At 35.6% G+C, this 21,519-nt stretch carries 13 protein-coding genes and 1 pseudogene; 5 read left to right on the top strand and 9 right to left on the bottom strand.

Features of this window, described 5'->3' with window-relative positions; translation table 11 throughout:
• Nucleotides 1–172 precede the first annotated feature (172 nt).
• Nucleotides 173–697 carry a pyridoxamine 5'-phosphate oxidase family protein gene (locus JCM15579_RS16360; protein ID WP_054721731.1) on the bottom strand — a complete coding sequence of 175 codons (525 nt, stop codon included), beginning with the start codon at nt 695–697 and terminating at the stop codon, nt 173–175.
• 63 nt (nt 698–760) lie between these two features.
• Nucleotides 761–2,716 carry a DNA primase gene (gene dnaG / locus JCM15579_RS16355; protein ID WP_054721737.1) on the bottom strand — a complete coding sequence of 652 codons (1,956 nt, stop codon included), beginning with the start codon at nt 2,714–2,716 and terminating at the stop codon, nt 761–763.
• Between the two features lie 181 nt (nt 2,717–2,897).
• Here dnaG and JCM15579_RS16350 point away from each other — a divergent pair, with 181 nt between their 5' ends.
• Together JCM15579_RS16350 and JCM15579_RS16345 are read left to right on the top strand one after the other, a co-directional pair.
• Nucleotides 2,898–3,746 carry a hypothetical protein gene (locus JCM15579_RS16350; protein WP_054721730.1) on the top strand — a complete coding sequence of 283 codons (849 nt, stop codon included), beginning with the start codon at nt 2,898–2,900 and terminating at the stop codon, nt 3,744–3,746.
• 10 nt (nt 3,747–3,756) lie between these two features.
• Nucleotides 3,757–4,443 carry an SIR2 family NAD-dependent protein deacylase gene (locus tag JCM15579_RS16345; RefSeq protein WP_054721728.1) on the top strand — a complete coding sequence of 229 codons (687 nt, stop codon included), beginning with the start codon at nt 3,757–3,759 and terminating at the stop codon, nt 4,441–4,443.
• Between the two features lie 119 nt (nt 4,444–4,562).
• Here JCM15579_RS16345 and JCM15579_RS16340 read toward each other — a convergent pair whose 3' ends face one another.
• Together JCM15579_RS16340 and JCM15579_RS16335 are read right to left on the bottom strand one after the other, a co-directional pair.
• A complete protein-coding gene (locus JCM15579_RS16340; RefSeq protein ID WP_054721726.1) occupies nt 4,563–6,866 on the bottom strand; it encodes an inorganic phosphate transporter in 2,304 nt (767 codons plus the stop codon).
• Nucleotides 6,867–6,963: 97 nt separating this feature from the next.
• A complete protein-coding gene (locus JCM15579_RS16335) occupies nt 6,964–7,347 on the bottom strand; it encodes a methylglyoxal synthase (protein WP_054721724.1) in 384 nt (127 codons plus the stop codon).
• Between the two features lie 211 nt (nt 7,348–7,558).
• Between JCM15579_RS16335 and JCM15579_RS16330 the strand changes: the two genes are divergently transcribed.
• Together JCM15579_RS16330 and JCM15579_RS16325 are read left to right on the top strand one after the other, a co-directional pair.
• Complete coding sequence (locus JCM15579_RS16330) at nt 7,559–7,981, top strand: SPOR domain-containing protein (RefSeq protein ID WP_083464730.1); 423 nt, start codon at nt 7,559–7,561, stop codon at nt 7,979–7,981.
• A gap of 10 nt (nt 7,982–7,991) precedes the next feature.
• A complete protein-coding gene (locus tag JCM15579_RS16325; protein WP_054721719.1) occupies nt 7,992–8,411 on the top strand; it encodes an SPOR domain-containing protein in 420 nt (139 codons plus the stop codon).
• Here JCM15579_RS16325 and JCM15579_RS16320 read toward each other — a convergent pair.
• The 4 genes and pseudogenes from JCM15579_RS16320 to JCM15579_RS16305 all read right to left on the bottom strand — a co-directional run bounded on the left by JCM15579_RS16320 (nt 8,405) and on the right by JCM15579_RS16305 (nt 18,492).
• The gene (locus JCM15579_RS16320) at nt 8,405–9,016 is read right to left on the bottom strand and encodes a hypothetical protein (RefSeq protein WP_054721717.1); all 612 of its coding nucleotides are present in this window, start codon (nt 9,014–9,016) and stop codon (nt 8,405–8,407) included. The two genes, JCM15579_RS16325 and JCM15579_RS16320, sit on opposite strands and share 7 nt — an antisense overlap.
• Before the next feature lie 124 nt (nt 9,017–9,140).
• Nucleotides 9,141–10,594, bottom strand: a pseudogene (gene rpoN, locus JCM15579_RS16315) (RNA polymerase factor sigma-54).
• A 496-nt stretch (nt 10,595–11,090) separates the two neighbouring features.
• Nucleotides 11,091–12,536, bottom strand: coding sequence for an asparagine--tRNA ligase (asnS, locus tag JCM15579_RS16310; protein ID WP_054721715.1), 1,446 nt, complete (start codon nt 12,534–12,536; stop codon nt 11,091–11,093).
• A gap of 247 nt (nt 12,537–12,783) precedes the next feature.
• Nucleotides 12,784–18,492, bottom strand: a complete 5,709-nt coding sequence (locus JCM15579_RS16305) for a two-component regulator propeller domain-containing protein (protein WP_054721713.1) — start codon at nt 18,490–18,492, stop codon at nt 12,784–12,786.
• Nucleotides 18,493–18,937: 445 nt separating this feature from the next.
• Between JCM15579_RS16305 and JCM15579_RS16300 the strand changes: the two genes are divergently transcribed.
• Nucleotides 18,938–20,596 (top strand): AMP-binding protein, encoded by a 1,659-nt coding sequence (locus JCM15579_RS16300; protein ID WP_054721712.1) that lies wholly within the window; start codon nt 18,938–18,940, stop codon nt 20,594–20,596.
• Nucleotides 20,597–20,623: 27 nt separating this feature from the next.
• Here JCM15579_RS16300 and JCM15579_RS16295 read toward each other — a convergent pair whose 3' ends face one another.
• Nucleotides 20,624–21,484: a hypothetical protein gene (locus JCM15579_RS16295; RefSeq protein ID WP_054721710.1), complete on the bottom strand. Its 861-nt coding sequence runs from the start codon at nt 21,482–21,484 to the stop codon at nt 20,624–20,626.
• Nucleotides 21,485–21,519: the final 35 nt, after the last annotated feature.

The following is a 21,519-nucleotide window of genomic DNA, read 5'->3' as shown; positions in this document are numbered from 1 at the left end:
AAAAAGAAAGGCTGAAACTTTTGAGATGGTTCCAACCTTAGTTTTCGTTTCTAACCGAATTTTTAACTGCTTAAATATGTCGCTTCAAAAGTAGCATTCATTTTGGTTAAGCTCTTAAAACATTTGTTAAGGTTTATTAAAAAAGCTTCTCTAGGGAGAAGGCTTGTATTATTTATAAATCTTTCATAGATTTTTTTCTATCCCTTTCAATTTGCCAAGGGAAATTATTGCCATGTGGCGCACCAAATTCTTTAGCAGTTAATTCTTCGGGTTTTAATCGGTAAACTTCAACGTTTTTTACTGCCGGAGAGTTATAGGTAAATTTACGATCGGTATACTGTGCCATAAGAATATTTAAAGCATCAACTTTTTTATCGTAATCGGTAACAAACTCTATCTTACCTCGGGCAACCACACTTTTTCCCTTCATTCTATAACTACATGCAATATGCGCATCTTGCGCAGCAAGTTCTACAGGCGTACAGAAAGTAACACAAACTTGAGGGTTTGCTTTCATTGCATCGATTAACTTACCAAAATCGGCACCATGCATGTAAATGTAACCATCATGGTATCCAAAATTCATTGGTACAACATATGGTCTGTTTTCAGTATCAATAACTCCAAGATTACAGATTTCACACGAACGAATGATCTCATCAATCTGTGTTTTGTCTTCTATAAATATTGTTTTCATCCTTTTAGTATCATATATCCTGTAAGCAGTACGGAAACCAATTACAGTTAGGTTAGTATTAGTTTAAAGTATTGTTCGATTTCCTAATTCTTTTGAAATTGCATTTTTAATCTGGTCGAGCACCATTTTTTGCTGCATCAGTTCCATCATACGCTCAGAATTGCCCGTTTCCTGGGCTTTTTGCATCTCCTCCAAAACCTCCTTCATTAGGATTCTCACCTTTTTGCCCTTGTATTCGTTCACCATTTTTGGAACCAAATCTTTTAATTTTTCAATTATAGACTCTACAAAACTTCCATTCTTGGTCCAAATTTTACTTTCCTCGTAAGGTTCACTTAAAATATCTGCGGCAAGCTGACTTACTTTTTCATTGGCATGATCACGGAAAAAAGTTTTTGCATTAAATTCTGCATTATTCATGTTCGAGCCGTATTGATCAAAAACCAATTGATATAAAGGATTTATCGATTCCAGTTCATCATTTTGTAATTCAGATATAATATATGTACCAACCAGAGTAATTATCTCTTCCCCATTTTCATTTTTATCGCTAAACAATACTTCGGTACCAAAATTCAAAAGAAAGCGAACCAATGCACGCTCTTCCAGATCGCATTCGTTGCCCGATCTCAGAAATCCTGAATTCTCCGCCATTCTTTTAGCGGGTTCAGGTTCATCAAAATCTGGTCGTTGATTTCTTTTCCAGGCTTCCTCCTTGCGCTTGTGAATGATTTTATTAATCTCGGTATATAAAACACGCTCATCTACATTCAGAATACCACTACATTCTCTTACGTAAACCGAACGCACAATGGCATCGGGAATAATTGCAATGGAACGAACGATATCAATAATTAGGTTTGCACGTTTTACCGGATCATCCTGCGCATCTTTTAAAAGCAGATTTGTTTTAAAAACGATAAAGTCTGTTTCGTTTTGCTCAATATAATTGGTAAGCTCAGTCGCTCCCATAGTTTTCGAGAAAGAATCCGGATCTTCACCTTCAGGCAACAACAAAACTTTAGCATTTACCTCCTGCTCCAAAACCAAATCAATTCCTCGCAAAGATGCTTTTATCCCTGCCGCATCACCATCATAAATAATGGTAACATTATTGGTAAATCTTTTTATCAACCTGATTTGATCTGGAGTAAGCGCAGTACCGGAAGATGCAACAACATTTTCGATTCCTGCCTGATGAAATGAAATTACATCAGTATAACCTTCAACCAAAAAACATTTGTCGTTCTGAACAATTGATTTCTTTGCCTGAAAAATACCATACAGTACTCTACTTTTGTGATATACTTCGGATTCCGGAGAATTCAGATACTTGGCCACTTTCTTATCATTTCTCAGCGTACGCCCCCCAAAAGCCAATACTCTTCCTGCAATTCCATGAATCGGGAAAATTACCCTTCCTTTAAACCTGTCAATTAAGCGATTCTCCTTATCGATACTCAAACCTGTTTTTACAAGATATTCCTTCTTGTATCCACTATCTAAAGCTTGTTTCGAGAATGCCTCCCATTCTTCAAGACAAAATCCTATCTGAAACTTTTTAATGATGTCGTCACGGAAACCACGCTCTCTTAAATAACTCATTCCTACAGCCATTCCTTGCGGATGCTGGTGCAAGTTGTGGGTAAAAGTTTTTTGGGCAAAAGAATTTACAATCATCATACTTTCCCTGTCGTTCTTTTGCTTCTCTTGTTCTGGCGATAATTCCTGTTCGATTACATCGATATTGTATTTTTTTGCCAGATATTTTAATGCACCTACATAATCGAGGTGCTCATGCTCCATGATGAAGTTTACCGAGTTTCCCCCTTTACCACATCCGAAACATTTATATATACCTTTTGCTGGAGATACTGTAAATGACGGTGTTTTCTCATTATGAAAGGGACATAAACCCAAATAGTTTACACCTCTTCTTTTAAGAGTAACAAAATCCGAAACCACTTCAGATATCTCTGCAGCATCAAAAATTCTTGATATCGTAGACTGATCAATCATACGAACAAAAATAGAAAACAAGATTGATATTCGATCACCGATTAAAAACTTTTAAAATTTGATTAAAACAAACACACTATAATTTTGGCTACCAAGTTTTATAATCATGAACTTTAGTATTGCTATTTTTTCAACTAGTACATATATAATATGTAACTTGAATTTTTAACAAATCGAAATAATGAAACAAACATTACTACTTACAATTTTTATTTGCCTTTTAGACTTTATTGGTAAAGCACAAGAACATTTGCCAGCTATTGAAGATTATTCTGCTTTTGCAAAAACCAAAACCCTAATTGTTTTAGATGATAATCCTATGAGCGAATACAACTTTAGGATAAAAGATGTAATTAAAAACAATTGGACAATTACTGAATATGGATTCATTTCGAATAAAGAGTTCGAGAATAAACGCTTCGATCCCAAATATTCCTTTATTATTAATAGCATTGTTACTTTTAATAAAGATAAAACCAAAGCCAGGTATAACTTTCTAAGTCTGGTTATGGGCGGTAAGGAAAAAAGAATAACCAACATGCCTGATTTGTGCTCGGTTCCCTTATCGTACAAACATGTTCACGAAGATGTTTATTCCTACAAACTGCCTTGCTTTATTAGATTTATACAAAATCATGTGAAATTGGTAAGTAAAAATCCTGAAATTATATCGGCCAATGTATTAAAATACTATAATAAAAATGCATCCTTGCTTCAAGGCAAAACATTGTACCTTATTAAAGAAGAATTACAAAAAGAGGTGAATAGTCTGACTAAAATCCGAAAAGTTTATCCAGGCAAGGTAAAAATTGTAACAAAAGAAGAGGTTGAAGAGGCAATTAATGGTAAAAAAGAAAATGTAGTGTTTCTGCACAAAGTAGGACCAGAAAGCTCAAAAATAAAAGCCAGATGTTTTAAGATTTTGGTTGGCGCCAGTGATTCAGATTTTTATTATTTTGACTATCACATGATCAAAAAGAACCAAAGCGATTCATTTTTAGAAAAAGATTTTAAACGAATAGCCCGATAAATCTAAACTCATGAAAAAACTAGTTGTATTAAGCGGTGCAGGAATGAGTGCCGAAAGTGGTATCAGAACTTTTCGCGATATGGGAGGATTGTGGAAAGAATACGATGTTATGGAAGTTGCAAGTCCTACCGCCTGGAATAATAACCCTAAGCTGGTTCATCAATTTTACAATGAAAGAAGAAAGCAATTGTTTGAATGTGAACCCAACCAAGGCCATCATCTAATAAAAAAGCTGGAAAAACACTTCGATGTGCACATTGTAACTCAAAATGTTGATGATTTACATGAAAGAGCTGGCAGCTCAAAAATTTTGCATTTGCATGGCGAATTGAAGAAAGCACGCAGTACAGTTGATTCAAGCCTGGTTTATGAACTTGATAAATGGAAGCTTGGTTTAGAGGATAAATGTGAGAAAGGATCTCCGCTCCGCCCACACATTGTGTGGTTTGGCGAAAGTGTTCCTGCTATATCCGAAGCTGCTGAAATAGTAGCCCAAGCTGATATCCTCTTAATTATAGGTACATCACTAAATGTTTATCCTGCTGCAGGACTGATTGATTATGCACCAAACAATACTCCTGTTTACATCATTGATCCAAATCAACCTGCTGTTCATTCCAACAAAAAAATCACTTTTATCACAGAAATAGCAAGTGTAGGAATGGAAAAACTCTTCGAAATTCTCGAACTCGAATAATAGTGATTTCATAGTTTCGCTGAAAGCTCACTCTAAAATTTAAACGGTTAAGGAAAACTCCTCAAAAAAAAAAGCCGGAATATATTATTCCGGCTTTCTTATATAATTAATGGTTTAGATTAATCATCCATAGATTCTTCTTCTATCATTGAATCAACCTCTTCTCCATTAAAACCAGAGAAGTCTCTTGAAGCTTTCAATAAATTTCCAGCATGTAAAGTAAGGTTCTTGGTTTCGTTCAAGATACCTAAGTATAGAACAGAATTTCTTGTACCAACTTTTTCAGCTTTAATTCTCTTGATTTGCTCTTTTCTGAATTTGCGAAGAGATTTCAACAAATCTTTTTGCTTTACTAGAGCTTTTTCAATTTCAGCCGCTTCATAATTGCTGTCTTTCAACAAGCGATTAATTGTTCTGAAGAAATCATCAAGATTGGTTTGAATGATATTTAATTCATTCACCTGCTCCTTAATTAAAGTTTTATGGTTGTTATCAACGTAATCGAAAGCTGGACCAGCAATAAAGCTCATCGAGTGCGCAATTTCACGTAAGTAATCAATCAACTGAACGTAGAAAGGACCTGTTGCGATACTATCTTCACTCAATTTCTTCATCATAATAGGCACCTGATCTTTCATCTGTTTCGCTTCTTTATCTAATTTGCCTGCTTTTTTATTGCATTCCTTCAATTTAGAACGTTCTTCGAAAGCCAATCCGTTAATGATTTTTCCATATAGATTAGGAATCTTAACTGTAATACCAGAAACTGCAAAAGTTAGCTGCTCAAAAATTCCACCCTTAATGATGATCGTATCGTCATCCTCTGTGATTTGTTGCTCTTTTGCCTGAGACTTTTTCTTGTGGAACATGTGAGAACGAACCACGAAGACTACTGCAAGAGTTAACAATCCAAGGATAGCAAATCCTCCTAACCAATTAATCAGGTTCGCGAAAATAAATGCAGCAGTAAAGGCACTAAATGCAGTAAAGAACCATCCTCCAATTACGGTAAGTACACCAGTAATACGGTAAACAGCAGAATCTCTACCCCAAGCTCTGTCTGATAATGAGGTACCCATAGCCACCATAAATGTCACGTAGGTTGTTGACAATGGCAATTTCAAGGAAGTACCAATCGAAATCAGGATACTAGCAACGGTAAGGTTAACCGATGCACGAATCATATCGAAAGCAGGCTTATCCTTAGGATCTATTCCTGGAATGGCTACTTCTTCAGGCTTAGCAAATCTACTAGCAATTCCTTGTTGAATTCCTGCCGGCATCATGCGTTTAATATTGCTGTTCGCTGATAATGAACGACGAACTAATAAACGTGCAAAGAATGATGATCCAAATTTCTCGTCTCCCTCATTTTGACTACTCAAGCCAATTTCTGTCTCGGTAACAGTTCTTGCTTTTTTAGACAACCATAGTGTTAAGGTCATTACTATACCAGCAATCACCAGTAGGTAAGTTTCCGTTTGAACTTTTTGACTCAAAATACCCATTGTCATTCCATAAGGATCTGTTCCTGGATTAGCTGCAAATGCCTGGAACGATTTGAAACCAGCCAATGGCACACCAATAAAGTTTACAAGGTCGTTACCTGCAAAGGCCATTGCCAAAGCAAATGTACCAACCAGTACAATTACCTTAAGAATATTTAAACGAACGAACAAAACCAAAGCTTGCAATAAAATTGTCCATCCAACAAATGAAACCGCAAGAATGGTTAAAGTGTTGGATTTAATCCAAGCCAAAGTGTCTTTGGTAATGAAAGAGGATCCTTTAGCACCTTTAATCAGGATAAAGTAAGTAATTGCTGTAATTGCAATACCTCCAAAAATGGCACCAAAATACTTGAATGTTTTCTCATACTTGTACGTGAAAACCAATCGTGTTACCCACTGCACCAATGAACCGGATAAGAAAGCGATAACAACACTCAACAGGATACCAGTAATAATTGCTAGTGCTTTAGCTGAGTTAATGTAACTTCCTAAATCAAGCAAACTTTGATCGGCAGAGTTCATAATTTTAACCACGGCAACTGCAACAGCAGCTCCAAGCAACTCAAATACAATCGATACTGTAGTTGATGTTGGCAGACCTACGGTGTTGTAAAAATCCAACAGAATAATATCTGTTAGCATTACCGCAATAAAAATGATCATGATTTCTGCAAAGTAGAATTGATCTGGGTGGAAAATCCCTTTACGGGCTACCTCCATCATTCCACTCGAGAAAGTTGCTCCTATCAAAATCCCAAGACTGGCAATAGTCATAATTACCCAACGTGGGGCGGCCTTAGAGCCAAATGCTGAGTTTAGGAAATTAACGGCGTCGTTACTCACGCCCACGATAAGATCGCTAATGGCTAGCGCAAATAGCACTACCACAATTAGTAAATAAAAGTTCTCCATGTTATTAAGTTCGTAAATTCATCGCAAACATACTAACACATGGAGACTAAAATGTTTCGTTTTTATTACGTTTGTGTTAACTCTGTGTTAACTTTTTTTATTCTTCAGATTTGTTAAGCTTAACTAAATAATCTGCAGTAGCAACATTTAAAGCCATTGGAACATTGTTAATTACACAGGTTCTAATTAACGTTTGAATGTCATGTTCGTGACCATGAGGAGTTTCGGCATCTATTAAAAATATTACTTCATCAACCTTTCCTTCCAGAATTTGAGCCGCCAATAAAATATCACCACCATTGGGTCCATGACCAAAAGCTTCAACCTCAAGATCGAGCACTGAGTTCAATATTTCAGACGTATTTGTGGTTCCTATAAGCTTGTGTTTTTTCAATTCATCAAGATGTCTTTTTACCCATGCAAGCATCACACTCTTCTTTTCGTTATGCGCAACTAAGGCAATTGTTTTTTTACTTTCCATATCTAATCTCTTATTAATTTTTAATCTTATACTTAAAATCTATAGTGTAGTACAAGTGTATGAAATCAAAAAAAAACGCATTTGTTAAAAGAACTCTATCTATTCAATTAAGTTTTTTGTATTTTTCTGATTAGTACAACAAATAAACAAAGTATTCTTCAAATCAGTAATAAAATCGTAAATTTGTTAATATTATATTAATGCTAGCAATATGAACTACCTATCTAAAATACTGTTATTGTCCGTTCTAATATGTGGAATTGGCTTAAGTTCTTGTAAGAAAGAGGCGAAAGAACCAGTAAAAAAAGAAACAACTAAAAAAGTTGCCCCAAAGAAAGAGGTTAAAAAAACAACTCCAAAACCTGTTGAAAAGAAAAAATTGGAACCTGTTGTTGAAAAAGTTCCAAACAAGTACTTTTTAATTGTTGCAAGTTTTGAAAACAGAGCTAATGCTGAGAAACTTCAATCGAAATTAAAGACGGAAGGCTATGTTGCTGACATTCATAATGCAAAAAATGGATTCTTCAGAGTTTCTTACAAAGCTTTTTCGGATAGAAAACTAGCATTTCAGGAATTGGCATCTGTTCGAACAACTGAAGAACACAAAGACACCTGGCTATATATCAAACGATAATTTTTAGGACATGGCAAAACTAAGCTATCTATTCATTCCCCTTTTTCTTTTACTGATATCCTGTAAAGATGAGAAAAAGGTTACTACTGTTAGTAAGGACAATGTTGTTGAGCAAACAGCTAAAAGACAGGTTCCGGAGTTAACGCCTCCGCCTGAAAAACCAGAACCTAAATTAAGTAGTGCTGAAATTGCCAAAAACCGTGAAATTTTCGACTATCATATTGTTGCAGCCAGCTACAATTATCAAAAACATGCAGATGCCTTTAAAGACAGATTGTATCAAAAAGGTTATCCTTCCATTGTATTGGAAAATAACGGTAAATTTCGAGTAGTGCTTCAATCATTTAATAACAAAGAATCGGCAATAAAAGAATTGAAACGCTTGAGAAAGCTGAATAAAAAACCTGATTTGTGGTTGCTTCGTCAATAAAGTTGAAGAAGCATTACTGTTGAAAAGATAACAACCAAACCTAGCATAAAACCTGCATATACCTGTAAAGGAGTGTGCAGGTTTAATTTTAATCGGGAGTATCCCAACAATCCTGCCAATAAAATTCCTGCAATAAAATATACTCTTAAGGAACCGGCATAAAGAATGGTAAAACTTAATACCATTCCTATAAATCCACCAATACCAGCCATGTGAATGCTAATTTTCCATTTGGTAGAAATTAAAGCAATTACACCAATAGAAATAATTGCAGCCAATTGCAGGTGAGCAATAATTCTGGTAATTGGGAATTTCATTAAAAGATAAAATCCCAATGCATAAAAAACAATGGTAAAGATCAATGGAATGGCTCTCTCACTTCTTTCGCTTAAGCCATAATCCGAAACAAATTTTTGGACCTTTAAAAGAGGAAGTACGCTTATTGGAAGAAGTATGGTTGAAATTCCAACTATCAGATAAATAACACGAATCAATTGAGGTGGAGTAAAATCAAGAAAAGTACCTGAGTGAAATATTACAAAAATTGAATACAAAGGCATTAACATTGGATGCGCTACTCCTGAAATTATTCTTGAAAGATTCATATTATTACTTTTGTGCTGGGAAACAAATGATGTTATTACTTATTTATCAAACAAAATAAAGCTGCAAAAATAACTCTTTTTGCAGCAGTCTCTGATAATATTATACTTTTTCTATACTTCGATCTTACAATTCCTTTCTTAAACGAGCCACTGGAATATTCAATTGCTCACGATATTTCGCCACTGTTCTACGTGCTATTTGGTAGGATTTTTCCTTTAAAATGGCCGCCAACTTATCATCGGTCAATGGCTTTCTCTTATCCTCATTGTCAATACATTCCTGAAGAATCTTTTTGATTTCACGAGTAGAAACTTCTTCACCAGTATCGGTTTGCAAACCTCCGAAAAGAAATATTTTAACGAAAAAATACCAAAATGTGTTTGAATGTATTTCGAATTCGACACTCGAGAAATGGTTGAGATATCCAATCCTGTGATATCAGCAATATCTTTCAAAATCATTGGTTTCAATTTTCTCTCATCACCTTCCATAAAATACTCGCGCTGGAATTCAATAATTGCATTCATGGTTACCATCAGCGTATTTTGGCGTTGCTTAATGGCATCAATAAACCATTTTGCAGAATCCAGTTTCTGTTTCACGAACATTACTGCATCTTTCTGCTCTTTGCTTTGATTTTTTTTGTTGCCAGCATAATCCTGAATCATTTCAGAATAGGTGCGACTAACATGCAATTCAGGAACATTACGCGCATTTAGGCTTAATCGCAAATCACCATCTTCCTCTTCCAGGATAAAATCAGGAATAATGGTCGGCGATGCTTTAATCATCGGATTATTGAAAGCTCCTCCTGGTTTTGGATTCAATTTCAAAATTTCATCAATTGCACATTTGAAATCTTCATCATTGGCACCAACGCGTTTCTGAATTTTATCGTAATGCTTCTTGGTAAATTCGTCGAAATGCTTTTTCAGAATAAGGTGAGCCAGCTTTACATCTGGGTTGTGTTTTCCCTTTCGGGATATCTGAAGCAATAAACATTCTTGCAAGTCGCGTGCACCTACTCCAGCAGGATCGAAATCCTGAATTACGCGAAGCAGCTCTACCAACTCTTCGAACGAAGTTTCGATTCCTGTTGAGAAAGCCAAGTCATCAACAATACTATCAATATCTCTTCTCAGGTAACCATCTTCATCAATATTCCCAATCAGATATTCGGTTAATGCAGCTTTTTCAGGCTCCAATATTCTTAATCCCAATTGAGAAATCAACAATTCGTGGAAAGTAGTTCCTCCTGAAAAAGGAATTTCCTCGTGCTTATCGTCTTTGGAATAATTTTGTGCCGATAATTTATAAGAAGGTATATCCTCTTCGTTCATATAATCCTCTAAAGTAAATTCTTCTTTATCGGCATCACGATCGTTGCTATCTTCTGTTTGAACTGACTCTTGAAAATCTTCTACTTTTTCGCCTTCTTCAAGAACCGGATTTTCTTCCAGCTCCTTCTTGATTCTCTCCTCAAGCTGCAAAGTTGGAAGTTCCAACAGCTTTATCACCTGTATTTGCTGCGGCGATAACTTTTGTAATAACTTTTGCTGTAAACTTTGCTTTAGCATTCTGTTTCATGTTCTGGTTTAGTCGAAGCAAGGTACATAATCTCCGCTGAACTAACAAATATCAAGCCAAAACGAAAAGGTTAAAAAAGATTAAAGGAAAATAGCAATCAGCTTTTAGCTCACAGGTATCTGCCTCTAATCTTATGAATTTCGTGTTTCTAGTTGATTTCGGGGTACGAATAAATCGCCTATTGGATTATTGATTAGGAATCAGATTAAATAAGATGATTAAGATGAACGCAAATGATTTTCATGATGTATTAAGATTTTGCAATACCTTATATATAGGTATACCTTTTTTCGTCGCAGGAAACCAAAATTCATTTCTCTGGGCTATTACGTACTCCAAGTGCTTAATTTGCAAAACACCAATCTTAATCTTTGCGTTCTTTTAAATTAAAATCTCTGCTCCCTTTGTGTGAAACAAAAAACCGCATCACTTTAGTGACACGGCTTTATATCTTTTCATGTAAAGACGTCGCATGCTACGTCTCTACTAAAATTCCGCATTCTTAGGTGTTCTTGGGAAAGGAATTACGTCGCGGATGTTACCCATACCAGTAACAAACAACATCATTCTTTCGAAACCAAGACCGAAACCAGAGTGAGTTGCAGATCCGAAACGACGAGTATCCAAGTACCAATCCATTTCTTCTGCAGGAACATTCATTTCCTTCATTCTGGTCAATAATTTGTCAAGATCTTCCTCTCGTTGCGATCCACCAACAATTTCACCAATACCTGGGAACAAGATATCCATAGCTGCAACAGTTTTTCCATCATCGTTTTGCTTCATGTAGAATGCCTTGATATCCTTAGGATAATCGATCAGGATCACTGGCTTCTGGAATTTCTTCTCAACCAAATATCTTTCGTGCTCCGATTGTAGATCAGCTCCCCAGCCGTCAATCAAATACTGGAATTTCTTCTTCTTGTTTGGCTTAGAGTTACGAAGAATATCAATAGCTTCTGTATAAGTCAAACGAACAAAATCGTTCTCCAATACAAAGTTCAACTTCTCAATCAACTCCATTGAACGATCTTCCTCTTTCAAACCTTTTTCTTCTTCTTGCAGGCGTTTGCTTAAGAATTGAAGGTCATCCATACAATTATCTAAAGCATATTTAATCATATACTTCAAGAATTCTTCAGCCAAATCCATGTTATCTTTGATATCATAGAATGCCATTTCAGGTTCAATCATCCAGAACTCTGCCAAGTGACGAGTTGTGTTTGAGTTTTCGGCACGGAAAGTAGGACCAAAAGTGTAAATTTCACCCAAAGCCATAGCTCCCAACTCACCTTCTAGCTGACCAGAAACGGTAAGATTGGTTTCTTTTCCGAAAAAATCTTCTTTATAGTTGATTGTTCCATCCTCGTTTAAAGGTGGATTTTTAGGATCAAGTGTTGATACTCTAAACATTTCGCCAGCACCTTCAGCATCCGAACCTGTAATTAATGGAGTATGCATGTAATAGAATCCTTTCTTGTTAAAGAACTCGTGAACAGCATAAGCCATTGCATGACGAATACGGAAAACTGCACTAAATGTATTGGTACGGAAACGCAAATGCGCCTTTTCTCTTAAGAACTCTAAAGAGTGTTTTTTAGGTTGCAACGGATACTTTTCAGGATCGGCAACACCTAAAACCTCAATATTTTTAGCAGCAATCTCAACTGATTGTCCACTACCTTGCGATTCAATAATTTCTCCATCAACCGAAATGGCTGCACCCGTTGTGATCTTTTTCAACAAGTCCTCATTAAAATTAGGAACATCAACAACTACCTGAAGATTTTGAATAGTAGAACCATCATTTAAAGCCACAAAATTAATTTGCTTGTTACCGCGCTTTGTTCTTACCCATCCTTTCACATTCACCGTACTGCCTGCTTCTGCAGAAGCCAACAGTTCTTTGATCTTAATTCTTTTCTGTTCCATTTTAATTAATACTTAATGAGACTTTTTAGCTGGCAGCACCAAGCTGGCAGCTCTCAGCTATTCCCATTCTCAAACAGGAATAACTTATTCTAAATATTTCTATTTGTGAACGATAATGCATCTAAAAATCACTTTACGCAAAATCGAACTACAAAAATATAAAAATTGATTGCAATACGGTTTACTCTGTGCTAATTAATTGAAAAAAAGACCTAACCTAAAGGTTCGATCTTTACTCTTAGTTGTCTTATTGAACAATCAATCTGCCTCTATAAATTTTCTTTCCTTTTAACTCAATGATATAAGTACCAGAACATAAATTGCCTCTCGGTATCTCTACCTTATTAGATTTAATTCCTTTTCTCTGATAAACCACACTTCCTCCTGAATCTAACACTGTAAGAACAAACTCCTTGAAGCCAGGATTCTTAAATTCAGCATAACATCTATCTGTCATAGGATTAGGATAAACAGTTAATTTCTCAATTTTTCCTGTTCTTTCAACAATGCCTGTAGATTTATTTCCTGCATCTACTACATTGGAACTGGATATTCCATAATCATTGGTAGTAGATTTAATGATAGTCGGATCACAAACTCCCCGTGCTTCAATTTGAAGAACATAATACAAAAATTCCTCTTCTGTAGGGGCATTATTGTCTATATATTTTGATTCTGAATTTGAAATAGAAGTTAATAATTGCATATTATCAACCGAAGTACCTCTATATATGTAGTAAGTATCAAAATCAAGTCCAAGATATTTGTTCCAAGATAAATTAATAGCTCCATTTACACCATAGTTAGCTTGTAGTAGCATTGTTCGATGTTCTTCACTTAATTCTGATTCAACGCCACATACATCTATTACAGAAATAGCATAAGTATGAGAACGAGAACTTGGATCGGAGTTCTCATCAGTATATACGCTTTCCTGATCCAAAGATACGTTTGCCATGAATTCATACTGAGAAGCAATATTAGATTCTTTATAAATATTATAAGATTCGATTCCATTTCCTTCTCGCCTTTCCCAAACAATTTCATTCTTATTTTCAGAATTAACAGATACAATACACAGGTTCTGTTCCTTGTAGGTATTTAATACATTAATTGAAATTGTGTCAATATCAGAACATCCATCTTCATTGTAAACTCTCAACCAATATTTACCTTCACCTACCGGAGCAATAATTTTATCTGTAGATCCTGTTGACCACTTATATGAAAAAAAATCGCCACTTGCACTTAACTCCGTAGAATTTGGACAATAGTAATCCCCTTTATTAGATATGATTACAACATCCTCCACGGTATTTAATTGTTCAATACTCACAGATTCAGAAAACTCACAAGAATTATAATCTCTTACAATTAATTTATATGTCCCTGCACCTAAATCATATAAATTTTTGCTTGTTGAACTGTTGGAATCATCCCACTGATAGTCGTAAGGAAGCGTTCCTCCTGTTACAGTTACTTCAATTCCTCCAGTTTTCTCATTCCCACAACTGTTAAAACTTTTCATTTCAACCTGTATCTTTTCCGGCTGATTAAGCTTGATGCTATCGACTGATAAACAGTTATTTGCATCCGTAACAGTTACAAAATGATATTTATCTCCACTAAGAGAAGTAACAATAGAATCTGTTGTATTATCAACATCATCCCACTGGTAAGTATAAGGAGCTTTTCCTCCAATAGGTGTAATTACTGCCATACCATCGGTTAGTCCAAAACAAGAAACATCTTTCTTATCGGTAAATTTCAACAGAGGATCATGTCCTACACTAATTGTTGCAGTTTCGGTACAACCGTTAGCATCGGTAACAGTAACAGTATATTCTACATCTTCTTCCAGGTTTTCGATTCTGCTTGTTGTACTGGCACTTGGATTATCCCAAAGATATGTGTAAGGAGGTAAACCACCAGTTGGTTTACAAATGGCAACACCATCAGTTCGTCCTTCACAACTAACATTAAATCCTTCTACATTTACCAGCAAAGGAAGTGGTTCAGTTATGGTTAATACTCTATCGGTAACCAATTCACCATTCTTATTTTTTACCAACAAATGATAAGTATCGGCATGAAGATCAGCAAAAATACTATCGCCCTGGAATGTGTTTCCATTATCGATAGAATACTGATATGGGTGATTTCCTCCAGTTGGAGTAATAATTAAAGAACGATTACTATCGCCCGAACATGATCCATTATCAACTGTAATCAGTACCTCCTCGTTGGTACATTTGGTAAATTTCAACAAGCCTTTAGCAGTTCCATACCACAGATTACCCTTAAAATCATCCTGGATACAGTAAACTGATGCTTCAGGTAAACCATTATTTGGTTCAATATCAATCCAGTTGGCACCTGTAAATTGAACCAATTTTGGTTCTGTTTCACTTTCATCAAGGTTCTTATAATAAGCAAGTATCACATTTTTAGCTGCATCTTCTCCAAATGTAGATGGGAAATATTCGTTACTCACACCATAATCCTCCCCATTATAGAAAGTCCAAGCGTCATTTTCCAGAACAGCGACGTTTTGCTCAGAAGCCAGCCACAAACGATTTTGAGAATCAACAAGAGCCTTACAATTTATCATTGTATTTCCAGCAGGAGTTAGTGGTATTTCAATCTCGCTAAACGCATTACCATCGTATTTGTTCAACTTCGACCCACTATAAATAAACCAAACGTTTCCAAGCAAATCGGTTTGTATGTCATTTACAGCATTGCTTAGCAATCCATCATTTTGTGTATAAGAATAGAACTGATTATTGGAATATTTATTGATTCCATTTTGGCCATCGAATCGTAACCAAACATTATCATGTTTATCAACAGTTACGCCCATCACTTTATTGTTTTTTAAGCCATCCTCGGTGCTCAGTTTCTCGAACTGCTTATCAGCATATTTGTACAAACCGATATCTGTGGCAATCCATACATTGCCTTTTGAATCGCTTGCCAGGTCATAGATGTAACCAGTAAAACCTTCTTCTTCCGTATACTTGTACCAAGCCGTTCCGTCAAACTTTTGCAGGCTGTTTGGTCCGGTATCTACACTCACCCACAGGTTCTCGTCTTTATCTATAATTGAATTTTTAATTCCATTATTATATAAATCACTTTGAGTATTGTAGGTTACCCAAGTTCCATTTGAATATTTACTTAAACCTTCCGCAGGATTATAACCTACCCAAATGTTTCCAAATAAATCTTCACCAATGGCCAAAGCTCTATCAGATAATAATCCAGTTTCGCTGGAATATTCATACCAGACTTCATTACTTAAGCAGACTACTCCAGTTTCAGTTGCAATCCATACACCACCATTGGCATCAGCACAAATATCATAAATCCACGTAAGTGTATTGCTTAAGTTTGGATTGATACGGATAAATTCATCTCCTTCGAACTTAAGAAGTCCAGACACTCCTTCTGATACCCAATCGCTACTTGCCCAGATTGTTCCATTTTCATCTTCTTCAAGATTTTTAATTCCACCAATAGATTTCCCTTCCGAACTCACCATAAAAGTGGTACAAGATCCTATTTGAGTATCACTTAGAATATTAAACCTAGTGATACCATCATTGGATCCTATCCACAATTGATCATTACTATCGATGTTCAACGAATATAAATTTGCATCAAGCAGACCATCGGAAACTCCAAAATTAACGAATTCAGTGCCATTGTATCGAGAGAGCCCTTCGCTGGTTGCAATCCACAAGTTCCCATATTGATCCTCTTCGATATCCCTCACATCCATACCTGCTAAACCATCATCTTTACTATAAATAGTCAAGGTGTTTCCATCATATTTGTGCAAACCGATACTGTTAAAGTCTGTACCAGCCCATACCTTTCCGCTTTTATCTGCATGCAAACATTCATATTCATAAGTTGTTTCAATAATATTCCAATCCGATCCATCAAACTCACCGATTTGTTGTATGCTTGCAAACCACAGTTTCCCTTCTGAATCTCTTTCAATTGCATTAAAAGAGGTGTTGCTTAACTTTAAACCTTCTCCCTCTTTTGCAAAACTACAGAGGTTATTTTCAACCACCTGAACAACTTTCAGAACAAAGGATACTCTTGTTTGACAACCCTTATCGTCAAAAACCGTTACATGATAAAAATGATCAGCTTTCAAATTATTGGCACTGCTCAAGGTAGAACCTGACTCTTCCCACAAAAATGAATAGGGAGGATTTCCACCTCTAACACCAATGGTTGCCGAACCATCGGCCAGGTCGGACCTTGATATATTGGTACTGTCGGCAACAAATGCTTCCAGCTCTGCCGACTCATATGCATGCAGATAATTTTCATCATCAATACTAATTTGGTTTAAGCACCCATTGTCATCTGCCACTTTAACCCTGTAATTTCCCGATTTGTCCACCAGTTGGTTTCTCTCGCTACCAATGCTTACAAGGCTTTCTCCAATATCATTAAAAAACCATTCGTACGAAGCATATTCATTTTTGGTACTTAAAATTTTATCACCCTCTCCACAAAACTTCGAATCTTCAGTAAAAACAATTTGAGGAATTGTACCAGTATAAATTGTAAGTGTATCGGATAAACGGGTGTTTCCATTTTTATCGATAGCTGAAACAGAGTACTTTCCTGTCTTATCTACAATTATTCCTGGGCGGGTTTTATCAACATCTACGTTTGTATCCCATTCATATGATTGCATAAAATCATACACCCTAATTTCTCTCTCTACACCCTCGCAAATATTATTGCTCGCATTTATAATGCCTAAATGATTCACATCTCCATTTACATCTGTCTTTAATATAAAGGCTCTATTATTATTTCCACTAACTCCCCAGCTGGAGTTTGCCCAATGGTAACCCAAGCCATAATAAAAATCTCCCTGCTTTTTAATGCGATCCAAATGGCCTCCTAATTTGGATCCAAAAAACTTCTCCCATATCAAAGTTCCCTCAGGGTTAACTTTGATTAAATAAGGATCTGTACTGGATTCTGTTCTATCTATGGTGCCTGCAATTAATAAATCGCCATTTTCATTCTCTAATATATCGTCACCTACAAGGTTATTGGTTGTGTAGGTATTCTTATTCCAAAGAATATTTAAACTAGAATCGTATTTTCCAAACCACAAATTTGATCTGAGAGTTCCATTGTCATCATACTCTAATCGTCCTGCAAATGCTAATGAACCATCATTACAGTAATATAAACTTTTTAAATACTCATTCTCAATACTGAGAGTATGAGCCGTCTGAAGAAGATTTCCAGTATCATTTAGTTTAACAATGGCAGTATTTGCGGCTTTATCCTGGTAGTACTCTCCACCAATAATGTATCCACCAGGAATTTTAACAACGGCTCTTGGTGTAAAACTGTTAGAGTCGGAAACCCCGTCAACAATAATTGAATTGTTTGCCCAAAGTAAATTTCCATTCAAATCCACCTTGAGAAGAGCAGGACTTGTCACAGGAGTTGACTGTTGTCCGGCAATTGCATATCCCTCACCTGGAATTTCAATCAGGTCATGACAGTAATTGTAGGTATTATTATCACCAAATCTATTATCCCACAATTTGGTCCCATCCTCATTAATTTTTAAAATATAGATATCATAATAGTTTCCATACTTTAATTCCCCCCCAATTACAAAACCATTATCGGCCCCTTTACAAATTCTTTTACCAAGAATATTACCATCGGTATGTGTTAACACCTTGCGCCAAAGGGTATCTCCTTGTGTTGTTAATTTGTATAATGAAGAACCTATTCCTGTATTTGTAAGCACTAACATTTCTCCAGAAGAGGTGATACAAATATCTTTACCTTCTTCCCATTCATCATCAGGATGGTGAAGAACTTTTTCGAAAGTAGTTTGAGCGTTTATTATGCTCCAAATACAAGTTAATAGTGTAAACAAGTAGAATCTTTTCATAGTTTATGCTGGTTAGTTTAAGTCATTTATCAAACGGGGTAAAATTTAATATAATTAAACATTAAAGTCAAGTATTATATCTTTTGTTTAATATTTTGAACTGAATATAAATAAGAAATATAAATTCTATTTCATGTCTTTAGATCACATTAGGATATACAAGGGCACAGTATAAAGGTAGTCTCTCTAAAAGAATTTTAATTGCGAATGATCTCTGTATTTGTGATTTCTATAAAGTACAATGTAAAAAACGTGATGTGGCAACTAACTCGTTTAAGGATCAAATAAATATTTTTTTCAAGATTTTTTTCAAGATTTTTTACAATTGTGTAAATAACTGATTTTCTGAAATCTTAGTGTCAGAATTATAAAATATCATATTTGGGGTTTATGATTTTTTAACGAGATTATTAACTTTAGCGCTTGCATCAATCAAAGTAAATCAATGATTCAAAATAAGTTAGTCAGTTCCATTCAGGAAACGATTCAAAAAAACTGGGAACACCCAGCGTTTACAAACTACCAAAAAGACACAATTACATTTCAGGAAGTAGCCCAAAGAATTCAATGGATGCACTTTCTGTTTAAAGAACTCGGAATTAAAAAAGGCGATAAGGTTGCAGTTATTGGTCGTAACCTAAACAACTGGGCTGTTACCTATTTGGGCACCCTTACTTATGGTGCGGTTATCGTTCCTATTCTGCCTGATTTTAATTCAAGTGACATTCACCATATTGTTACTCACTCTGAGTCGAAATTGCTTTTTGCCACCGAGAACATTTTCAATAAAATTGATGATGACAAAATGAAAAAGTTGATGGGGATCATTTCTCTTGGAGAATTTGAACCTCTTTGCTCTTCATGCGATAAACTAAATAAGGCGATAGAAAAAGCAAATAAGAAATCGAAGGAAATAGAGGTAAGTAAGGATAAATTAAACTTTGCCGATCCTAAAAAGGATGACATTGCGGTTCTTTCCTATACTTCGGGTACTTCCGGATTCTCGAAAGGTGTAATGTTGCCTTTTAAAAGTTTATACTCAAACGTAAAAATAGGTTTTGATCATATTGATTTGAACCCACAAGATACAGTAGTTTCTTTTCTGCCTTTGGCTCACGTTTTTGGTTGTTTGTTCGAATTCTTAACCGAGTTTTGCTGTGGATGCCATGTGGTATTTTTATCGCGTGTTCCTACTCCACAAATCATTACCAAAGCTTTTCAGGATGTAAAACCTAAACTGATTTGTTTGGTTCCACTGATTATGGAGAAAATCTACAAGAAAAGAATTCTTCCAGTACTGGAAAGCCGCAGGGTAAAACTAATGCTTAAGATTCCTCTGTTGGAGAAGAAAATCTATAAGAAAATCAGAACCTCACTGATCGAAACCTTTGGAGGTAATTTTATTGAGGTAATTATTGGTGGTGCTGCTTTAAACAAAGAAGTTGAAGATTTCCTGAAGAAAATCGAATTCCCTTTCACTGTTGGATATGGAATGACAGAATGTGGTCCGCTAATTAGTTACAGTCCTACACAAAAATTTCGATCTCATTCATGTGGTAAGGTGGTTAATCGCATGCAAGTGCGAATCGATTCAGAGGATCCGTATAAGGTTGTAGGTGAAATTCAGGTGAAAGGTGACAATGTAATGAAAGGCTATTACAAAAATCCTGAAGCTACAGCCGAAGCCATGACCGAAGATGGATGGCTACGCACCGGCGATTTGGGAATTATCGATGCCGATGATACAATATATATACGTGGTAGAAGTAAAAACATGCTTTTAGGACCATCGGGGCAGAACATTTACCCTGAAGAAATTGAAGCGGCTTTGAATAATATGCCATTTGTTCAGGAATCCATAGTTACCGATGATAAAGATCACAAGCTTATTGCCTTAATCTATCCGGATTATGAAGCCTGTGATGCAGAAGGATTGAACAAAGATGAAATTCAACAAGCTTTAGATAAAGACAAGCAGATTATTAACAAGTCTTTGCCTGCTTACATGAAGGTTTCGAGAATCATACTGTTCCCTGAAGAATTTAAGAAAACTCCTAAGCGAAATATTAAACGATACTTGTATACAAATTTGTATCGCGAGTAAAAAGAAAGCCGATCTGTTTAGATCGGCTTATTTTTTAAACAATCCTCTTTGCAATTTTGTGCGATGATTTAATTTGAATACCAAATCAACTACAGGCATTAAGAACAATTGTGTTTTTGTGTCGTTATTTAAATAGTAAGTTTTGTATCCTGCCGATACTGAAAACTTACTGTCTCTATGCCAATGTATTTTCCCTTGACTCTCTATTGCATATTCTCCACCAAAATCGATATTGTAATAGTCGGCCGAAATTGAAAAGTTAAAATTTCGATAAACATTTCCTGCCAACTCTAAACCTGCAAAATATACTTTTTGGTCATCATAGTAGGAAGCCGATCGTTGATACAGGAAATAATAATCCAACTTTGGAAAATTATCATCGCCAGTTTTCAAAGAGAAATCAAAACCAACACGAGCTGTTAATACCAAATCTGGTGTACGAATAAAACAATCTTCAGGTTGTGGGTTAAGTATTCGACTTAATATCAATTCATTTCTAAATGTGAAAATATGCGGAATATCGGCAGTTTTGGGTATCTGATCCTTAAAACCTGAACTTTTTGCCCATTTTAATCCTACAGTAGGATAATAAAAGGTATGCTGACTCGATAAAATGGTATTCTTCCCAAACCATTGATGTTTAAATCCAATATTTGGTGCCAATGGAAAAAGTAATAATTCCGAGTTCAATTCAGTTTTGGGATAATTACCATACCTACTTTTGGCCAAAACACTTAAGTGTATTTCGCCCATTGGAACAACCTTTGCACCTCTATCTGTCCAGGAACTGTAATAATCAATTCTCTCTCCTCCAACTAACGGCACCTGAGCATATGCCGCTGATATATAGAAAGTACTTACCAGGAATAAAAAAATTAACTTTCTCATAGGTTATAGCTTTAAATAGTAAGCGTAAAATTCTT

The sequence above is a fragment of the Marinifilum fragile JCM 15579 genome, from assembly GCF_001310955.1.
Taxonomy (GTDB): Bacteria; Bacteroidota; Bacteroidia; order Bacteroidales; family Marinifilaceae; genus Marinifilum; species Marinifilum fragile.
This window is presented reverse-complemented; position numbering and strand designations above follow the sequence as displayed.

What these genes read in the sequence shown, in the direction of transcription:
- JCM15579_RS16360 (WP_054721731.1), bottom strand. Translation starts at nt 697, where the DNA reads ATGAAAACAATATTTATAGAAGACAAAACACAGATTGATGAGATCATT.
- dnaG (WP_054721737.1), bottom strand. Translation starts at nt 2,716, where the DNA reads ATGATTGATCAGTCTACGATATCAAGAATTTTTGATGCTGCAGAGATA.
- JCM15579_RS16350 (WP_054721730.1), top strand. Translation starts at nt 2,898, where the DNA reads ATGAAACAAACATTACTACTTACAATTTTTATTTGCCTTTTAGACTTT.
- JCM15579_RS16345 (WP_054721728.1), top strand. Translation starts at nt 3,757, where the DNA reads ATGAAAAAACTAGTTGTATTAAGCGGTGCAGGAATGAGTGCCGAAAGT.
- JCM15579_RS16340 (WP_054721726.1), bottom strand. Translation starts at nt 6,866, where the DNA reads ATGGAGAACTTTTATTTACTAATTGTGGTAGTGCTATTTGCGCTAGCC.
- JCM15579_RS16335 (WP_054721724.1), bottom strand. Translation starts at nt 7,347, where the DNA reads ATGGAAAGTAAAAAAACAATTGCCTTAGTTGCGCATAACGAAAAGAAG.
- JCM15579_RS16330 (WP_083464730.1), top strand. Translation starts at nt 7,559, where the DNA reads ATGAACTACCTATCTAAAATACTGTTATTGTCCGTTCTAATATGTGGA.
- JCM15579_RS16325 (WP_054721719.1), top strand. Translation starts at nt 7,992, where the DNA reads ATGGCAAAACTAAGCTATCTATTCATTCCCCTTTTTCTTTTACTGATA.
- JCM15579_RS16320 (WP_054721717.1), bottom strand. Translation starts at nt 9,016, where the DNA reads ATGAATCTTTCAAGAATAATTTCAGGAGTAGCGCATCCAATGTTAATG.
- asnS (WP_054721715.1), bottom strand. Translation starts at nt 12,536, where the DNA reads ATGGAACAGAAAAGAATTAAGATCAAAGAACTGTTGGCTTCTGCAGAA.
- JCM15579_RS16305 (WP_054721713.1), bottom strand. Translation starts at nt 18,492, where the DNA reads ATGAAAAGATTCTACTTGTTTACACTATTAACTTGTATTTGGAGCATA.
- JCM15579_RS16300 (WP_054721712.1), top strand. Translation starts at nt 18,938, where the DNA reads ATGATTCAAAATAAGTTAGTCAGTTCCATTCAGGAAACGATTCAAAAA.
- JCM15579_RS16295 (WP_054721710.1), bottom strand. Translation starts at nt 21,484, where the DNA reads ATGAGAAAGTTAATTTTTTTATTCCTGGTAAGTACTTTCTATATATCA.